The organism is uncultured Microbulbifer sp. (assembly GCF_947489355.1).
Classification (GTDB): Bacteria; Pseudomonadota; Gammaproteobacteria; order Pseudomonadales; family Cellvibrionaceae; genus Microbulbifer.
Genome location: NZ_CANLDD010000093.1, coordinates 1 through 7,663, shown reverse-complemented (window position 1 = coordinate 7,663; position 7,663 = coordinate 1). Strand labels below are relative to the sequence as shown.

Below are 7,663 nucleotides of genomic sequence, written 5' to 3'. Positions count from 1 at the left end.
CCACTTCCCGGATCGCCTGGAGAAATATATCAGCCTATGAGGCTACTTGGCTGACACAGAGTTTTGAACACCCTCCCCCGGAGGGGCTATTAGCTAACACCCTTCCTAGCGCATCTACTCCTGACGGCGCTCCTCACTTTCTTGATTTTTGATGTACTTCCGAACCACCACTTCATCTAAGCCCACAGTGCTTAGCCCATGCAATGGGTATTAGGCTTTAGCCCTCTCGGACTACCACAAAAGCTCAAACAGTCAATCCGGCTTTGCAATCAAATCCCCTTGCCACCCAACATAAAGCCTCCCCGATTTACAAATCTTGGATCATATCTGCTGAGAAAACCTCTCATCGCAGGCTCTACCACTGCTGCCCGCAAATTCACAGAAAGCAAAGGAAGTCCGATTACATGCGAAACGTCTTTGTAGACCATTTTGACCTGAGGAGAGGCCTGTAGGCTTTCCACCTTGCCGAGGGATGCCTGCGAAATTGCTGCGCAGCTGGCTGTCGGAAGTGACAAAGGCGCCAACCATCCTGCAGCCGAATCGGTCCGGGCTACCGCCTTTGTCCAAATCCTTGGGTTTATCCACCTGACTGACACGGACTATATCACCGATACAACTGCCTGTGGTCAGTGCAAAAAACGCTCGCCGGCGCTGGCATTGTTGATGTCCCTGGTTTGACGGAACAAACCAAAGCCGGGGCCCTACGTGCTGCAAGAACAGCCCGGCTTGCACAGGTGTGCGGCAAGCTGATTGGTTTTATCCAACACAGATTGCACAATAAGCTGGACTGCATTACGACCGGAGTCCAGCGCTTATCAACAACCGATGGATTTTAAAAAATACTGATGTCCCATGGACGCAGGTATTCATCCCTGAGCCCGGCGATCAAGCATTCATGGCCTTAAACTCCCGCCTGCGGCGGTGCAACACCGGCTCAGTGTACCCGTTTGGCTGCGCACACCCCTCAAACACCAACTCGCAGGCGGCCTGGAAGGCGATGCTCTTGTCGAAGTCGGGTGCCATATTGCGGTAGTTGGAATCGCCGGCATTCTGGCGATCCACAATGGCGGCCATGCGCTCCAGGGTTTTGCGCACCTGCTGCTCGCTGGCGATACCCTGTTTGAGCCAGTTGGCGATATGCTGGGAGGAGATACGCAGGGTTGCACGGTCTTCCATCAGGCCAACATCGTTGATATCCGGTACCTTGGAGCAGCCTATACCCTGCTCTACCCAACGCACAACGTAACCGAGGATTCCCTGGGCGTTGTTGTCCAGCTCCAGCTGGATATCCCTGGCGCTCCAGTGGGGTGTTTCCGCTACCGGTAGGGTAAGAATATCTTCCAGCTTGGCGTGGTGGCGATGTTGGATTTCTTCCTGGCGACGGTTGACGTCCACCTTGTGATAGTGCAACGCGTGCAGGGTGGCCGCTGTGGGCGATGGTACCCAGGCGGTGTTGGCGCCGGCCATGGGGTGGGCAAGCTTGGCCTGCATCATGGCTGACATCTGGTCCGGAATGGGCCACATACCCTTGCCAATCTGCGCCTTGCCTTTGAGGCCACTGTTGAGACCCACATCCACATTCCACTCTTCGTAAGCCTTGATCCAGGTGGACTGTTTCATATCGCCCTTGCGGATCATGGGACCGGCGAGCATGGAGGTGTGGATTTCGTCACCGGTGCGATCCAAAAAGCCGGTATTGATAAATACCACCCGCTCCCTGGCTTCGACAATACAGGCCTTCAGGTTCACCGTAGTGCGGCGCTCCTCGTCCATAATACCCATTTTTACCGTGTGGCGCGCCAGACCGAGGGCATCTTCGATGCGGTTGAACAGGGTATTGGCAAACGCCACCTCCTCCGGGCCGTGCATCTTCGGTTTTACAATATAGATGCTGCCAGTACGGGAATTCTGGAATGCACTTTCGCTGCGCAGGTCGTGTAATGCGATTAGGCTGGTAATCATGCCATCGAGTATCCCTTCCGGAATCTCCTCGCCATCACCGAACAAAATGGCATCACTGGTCATCAGGTGGCCCACGTTGCGCACAAACATCAGGCTGCGGCCGGGGAGGATACGCTGGTTACCGTTCGGGCTGGTGTACGCACGATCGGCATTGAGTTTGCGCTCGAAAGTCTTGCCGCCCTTGTTGATGGTTTCTTTCAGATCCCCCTTCATCAGGCCGAGCCAGTTGCGGTAAACCACAACCTTGTCTTCGGCATCCACTGCAGCTACAGAGTCTTCATAGTCCATAATGGTGGTGAGTGCGGATTCCATCAGCACGTCCTTAACCCCGGCAACGTCGGACTTGCCGATGGGACTTTCCCGATCGATTTGGATTTCAAAGTGCAGTCCGTGCTGCTTGAGCAAGATGCCGTTGGGCTCTTCGCTGTCGCCGCGGTAACCGGCAAACTGCTTGCTGTCTTTCAGCGTGGCGATATCGCCGTTGTCCAGTTCCATTTCCAGCAGGGGGCCGTTCACACGGTATTGCACAACCTCTCTGTGGCTGCCACAGGTGAGCGGGGCGGACTGGTCGAGGAAACTGCGGGCATATTCAATCACCCTAGCACCGCGCACGGGGTTGTATTCGGTACCCTTTTCCGCACCACCCGCTTCGCTGATCACGTCGGTGCCGTAAAGGGCATCATACAGGCTGCCCCAGCGGGCATTGGCGGCGTTGAGGGCGTAGCGGGCGTTCATCACCGGCACCACTAGCTGCGGGCCGGCCAGAGTGGCGATTTCCGTGTCAACATTCTCGGTGCCGGCAGTGAAGTCTGCAGGTTCATCAACCAGGTAGCCGATCTTCTGCAGGTACGCGCGGTAGCCTTCCAGGTCGCGAAAACCCCCGGGGTTTTCGCTGTACCAGTGGTCCAGGGTTGCCTGCAGTTTGTCGCGCTTTTCCAGCAGGGCACGGTTGACCGGCGCCAGATCGCGAACAACCGATTCAAATTCAGCCCAGAAAACTTCGGCGCTGATCCCGGTCCCTGGAATCACCTCATCACAGACCAGATGGTAAAGCACCGTTGCAATTTGCAGATCGCCGATTTGGATTCGTTCCGTCATACCCTGGGCCTCTCTCTGATCGTTGGAATAACGGCATTCTATACAGCCATTTCCCCATACCGCTAATTAATAGGCGCAATTTCCACTATTCACAGATTCAATTTTTTATTGGCGCTACTGCAGGGAACTGCAAGACAAACGCCTTGAGTTCACAAACCCGAATTGGGAACGCGCCCTATCCATCGCTCAGAGCGCCCGGCCAATATCCAGAATCAGGCGCCGCAGCCAGCGGTGGGGGGCGCTCTGCTGCAACAGCGGGCTCCAGGCCATTTTCAGCTCAAACGGGGGAATATCCAGTGGCGGATTCCGACGAACCACCTTGGGGTTGTCACTGGCCAACTGCGCCAGGCGGGTGGGCACCGTCACAATCAGGTCGCTCTGCTCCGCCAGTAACATGGCCACCTGGTAATGACGGGTGAATACAGAGATATCCCGTTTTTCCCCCAGGCGATCGATCGCCTCATCCACCCAGCCCAGCCTCTGGACATCCTCGGGGTTTACCCCCACGCCAACGCCCATACCGGTTTTGCTCACCCAGATATGCTGCGCCTTCAGGTAGCTTTGCAGATTGTAGTCTTCGAGAATCGGGTTATCCGTGCGCATCACACAGGAGAAACTGTCCCGCCATACCGTTGCCTGGTGAAAACTCTGCGGCATGCTGTCAAAACGGTTGATCACCATGTCAACCTTGCCCTGCTCCACATCCACGAAACTCACATCACTGGGAGTCATGATATCCAGGCTGATACCGGGGGCATCCTGCCGCAGTTGCCTGAGCAGTGGGGGAATCAGGGTCGATTCTGCGTAATCGCTGGCCATGATACGAAAGGTCCTGCGGGTATTGGCCGGGTTGAAATCCCGGTTTGGCTGTATCACCCGGTCGATGGAAGAGAGAGCCTCGCGCACCATGGGCTGCAGCTCCAGGGCCCGCTCCGTCGGCATCATGCCCTCCCGTGTGCGCACCAGAAGCGGGTCGCCGAACTGCTCGCGCAGGCGCTTGAGGCCATTGCTCATGGCCGGCTGGGAGAGCCCCAAGTAATTGGCTGCACGGGTGACGTTGCGTTCACGCAGTAGTACATCCAGGTAGACCAGCAGGTTCAGGTCGGCTCTTTCCAGTTGCATGAATCATTCGCCAAATCGATAGTGAAAATAAAATCAATAAATTAGGCAAATTATGCCACGCCCCCTAAGATACTCAACACTTAATCGCAGTCACCGTTTTAAGGAAATGCAGTCATGGCCACATACACTCAAGACATCGATACGGTAGCCAAGCTCCGTGAAAACCATGGAGGTACATGGGACGCTATCGACCCGGAATCCGTTGCGCGTATGCGTGCCCAGAACAAGTTCAAGCACGGCCTGGATATTGCCAAATACACTGCCAACATCATGCGTGCCGACATGGAGAACTACGACAGGGACCCCGCCAAATACACCCAGTCACTGGGGTGTTGGCACGGATTCATTGGCCAGCAGAAAATGATTGCCATCAAGAAGCATTTCAATGGCAAGACCGATCGCCGCTACCTGTACCTGTCCGGTTGGATGATTGCCGCTTTGCGCAGCGAGTTCGGTCCCCTGCCCGACCAATCCATGCACGAAAAAACCGCGGTAGCGCACCTGATTGAAGAGCTGTACACCTTTTTGCGCCAAGCGGATGCCCGTGAACTGAACGACCTGTTCCGGGCCCTGGATGCCGCCCGCGAGGCCGGGGACAAAGAAGCCGAGAGGACTGCCCAGGATAAAATCGACAACCATCAGACCCATATTGTGCCCATCATTGCCGACATAGACGCCGGCTTCGGTAACGCCGAGGCAACTTACCTGTTGGCCAAGAAAATGATCGAGGCAGGCGCTTGCTGTATTCAGATCGAAAACCAGGTCTCCGACGAGAAACAGTGTGGCCACCAGGATGGCAAGGTCACCGTCCCGCACGAAGAATTCCTGGCCAAGATCCGCGCTGTGCGCTGCGCATTTTTGGAACTGGGCGTAGACAACGGACTCATCGTTGCGCGCACTGACTCCCTGGGTGCCGGCCTGACCAAACAAATTGCCGTGACCAAAACACCTGGCGACCTGGGTGACCAGTACAACGCCTTCCTGGATTGCGAGGAAATCGAGACCTCCGGGCTTGCCAATGGCGATGTTGTCATCAACCGCGGTGGCAAACTATTGCGCCCTAAGCGCCTGGCCTCCAACCTGTTCCAGTTTCGCAAGGGCACCGGTGAAGCGCGTTGCATCTTGGACAGTATCACCGCCTTGCAGCACGGTGCCGATCTGATCTGGATTGAAACCGAAAAGCCCCATGTTGGCCAGATTGGCAGTATGATGGATGAGATCCGCAAGGCCATTCCGGATGCAAAGCTGGTTTACAATAACAGCCCCTCCTTCAATTGGACCCTGAATTTCCGCCAGCAGGTATTCGATGCCTGGACTGAAGAGGGTAGAGACGTATCCGCCTACGACCGCGACAGCCTGATGCGCGCCGAGTACGACGATACCGAGCTGTCCGCCGCTGCCGATGAGAAAATCCGCACCTTCCAGGCCGATGCCGCCCGAGAAGCCGGTATCTTCCACCATCTGATCACTCTGCCCACCTACCACACTGCGGCTCTGTCAACCGACAACTTGGCCAAGGAATACTTCGGTGAGCAGGGTATGCTGGGTTACGTGAAAGGTGTCCAGCGCAAGGAAATCCGCCAGGATATCGCCTGTGTCAAGCACCAGAATATGGCGGGTTCCGACATCGGCGATGACCACAAAGAGTACTTCGCGGGTGAAGCCGCCCTAAAATCCGCTGGTAAAGACAACACCATGAACCAGTTTGGATAAACCTGTCCTGATGCCCTCTAACAGGCTGTTTAAAAGGGCCTTCCAGAGCCTTTTAAACCCGGGTTTGCGGCGCATGCCCGCAAACCCTCCACGACAAATCAAACACTCACATGCTTGATTTGCGGCCCGAACATCCCTGTTCGGGCTGGCAGCCTGCTGAAAATTGTTTTTTCAACAGCCTACTAACAGGTTGTTGAAAAAGGCATCCTGCCTGTTTCAAAACACCAAAAGCGAAAAATGTGATTTTCTCTCCCAAAATCAATGACTTAGGCTTCGTCGATTTTGCCGAAAAATCCATATTTCGGTGCCAGGCGTCGAAATTCTTCGAATTTCAACAGCCTGTTATGTGCAATAAAGGCGGCGCAAGCCGCCTTTATCTGCCGGTCCGTTTCCAAAAAATTCAACCGGGGAGCATGTCTCGGGAAAGCGAATAGCTCATGACCGAGAACCTTGTTGAAAATCTCCATCAGTAAAATCCGCTGCGACATGGGGTCCATCGCAAAATGGTTTGTTTTTTGACGCCCTGCAGCGGCACAGTGGCCTTGATGGGTACTCCACGCCCTTTAACGTGATCACTACACCCGGCTTGTGACTGCCCACCTCACTAACCAGCAAACTGAACACAATACGCGGCACCTGTACCCGATCATCGGCAAACTCATCAATTCCCTGGCGGGTCTTTTCGGAGAAAATTTCAGGGGTGTTTTCGGCGCGTTGCATGGGGCTGGATTTTACCAGGAAGGCACTATGAATTGTGTTCATAGTGCTTTAATTTTCGGGATTTTTGCATCTCAATTCCGTCGAGGATCAGCTGCAGGTCGGACCCGTTCAACCAACGCCTTCCCGATGCCGAAGAGCGCACAGGGAATTGACCCTGCTTCAGCCGCTTGCTCCACAGGCAGTAGCCGGAGGGCTCGGAGTACAGCACCTTCATCATGATCTTGCGGCGGTTGACGAACACGAGGTGCTGGCCTCGAGAGGAGTTTCAGCGAGCTGGTTTTTGGCCAACGCGGATAACCCGCAAAAGGATTTGGGCATATCCGTAGGCTCGGTACACAAAAGGATCCTCGTGCGGGTCCCAACCGAAAACATCAGCGCTGGCTCAACTTCAGCTTTACGCTTTGCCCAGGATCAGCACGATCTCCCAACTGGAGGATGAGCCGGAACTCAGCGTGGCGAGATCGATAAAGTCGGATTCTGCTTTTCGATCTTACACAATATTTTTATCTGGTGCAGACAGACGTTTGCGCCACTGGCAGAAGCTTGTATAGCCAATAGCGCGCTCAGTGCAAAACTGCCTGGCGGACATTGCGTTGCTTTACCACTCATCGATAAGCGCTTGCAGTTGCTGTTCGGATCGACGTGGGCGTGAAGTTAGAGCATTTATATAGTTCATGGTTGGCCTCCGTGTTGTTGACAATGGCCAGAATAGTGTTGGGGATTAGCCTGGTGAATGACGCTCTACAATGAGCGGTTACGCCGAACCAGAAAAATTTGCATGGTCACAACTGCACCCTAACATTCTTTCTGTCTTTAGGGCTGACAAATGATGCTTCAAAAGGCAGAAAATTCCTGAAAATTCTGAAGAGCTGTGATTTGGGAGGTGTTAAAGTGACCATGGATAAGGTCTACGAAAGTGGTGAAGCCTATAGTGCCCCCTAAAAGCAAACGATTGAAAATTTGGACATGATTTGTATTAGTTCAGACCAAATCTGACACATCTCCTTGAAAAGAGGGGGTTTACCGGTTTTGATGAAGGTGACGAAAC

At 54.4% G+C, this 7,663-nt stretch carries 6 protein-coding genes and 1 pseudogene; 2 read left to right on the top strand and 5 right to left on the bottom strand.

Annotated elements, in window-relative coordinates; genetic code table 11:
* Positions 1-462: 462 nt before the first annotated feature.
* Positions 463-678, top strand: coding sequence for a hypothetical protein (locus tag Q1A48_RS20135; RefSeq protein WP_299948498.1), 216 nt, complete (start codon positions 463-465; stop codon positions 676-678).
* Between the two features lie 207 nt (positions 679-885).
* Here Q1A48_RS20135 and Q1A48_RS20130 read toward each other — a convergent pair whose 3' ends face one another.
* Together Q1A48_RS20130 and Q1A48_RS20125 are read right to left on the bottom strand one after the other, a co-directional pair.
* Positions 886-3,060 (bottom strand): malate synthase G, encoded by a 2,175-nt coding sequence (locus tag Q1A48_RS20130; protein ID WP_299948496.1) that lies wholly within the window; start codon positions 3,058-3,060, stop codon positions 886-888.
* Positions 3,061-3,246: 186 nt separating this feature from the next.
* Positions 3,247-4,182 (bottom strand): LysR family transcriptional regulator, encoded by a 936-nt coding sequence (locus Q1A48_RS20125; RefSeq protein WP_299948494.1) that lies wholly within the window; start codon positions 4,180-4,182, stop codon positions 3,247-3,249.
* 114 nt (positions 4,183-4,296) lie between these two features.
* Here Q1A48_RS20125 and Q1A48_RS20120 point away from each other — a divergent pair, with 114 nt between their 5' ends.
* Entirely contained in the window at positions 4,297-5,895 is a 1,599-nt protein-coding gene (locus tag Q1A48_RS20120; protein WP_299948492.1) for an isocitrate lyase, read from the top strand.
* Positions 5,896-6,161: 266 nt separating this feature from the next.
* Here Q1A48_RS20120 and Q1A48_RS20115 read toward each other — a convergent pair whose 3' ends face one another.
* The 3 genes and pseudogenes from Q1A48_RS20115 to tnpB form a co-directional block, all read right to left on the bottom strand.
* Positions 6,162-6,362, bottom strand: coding sequence for a hypothetical protein (locus Q1A48_RS20115; RefSeq protein WP_299948490.1), 201 nt, complete (start codon positions 6,360-6,362; stop codon positions 6,162-6,164).
* Entirely contained in the window at positions 6,331-6,615 is a 285-nt protein-coding gene (locus Q1A48_RS22000) for a CDGSH iron-sulfur domain-containing protein (RefSeq protein ID WP_366523454.1), read from the bottom strand. Before Q1A48_RS22000 ends, Q1A48_RS20115 begins: the two co-directional genes overlap by 32 nt.
* 25 nt (positions 6,616-6,640) lie before the next feature.
* Positions 6,641-6,859: pseudogene (gene tnpB, locus Q1A48_RS20110) on the bottom strand (IS66 family insertion sequence element accessory protein TnpB); the annotation flags it as partial.
* Between the last annotated feature and the right edge of the window lie 804 nt (positions 6,860-7,663).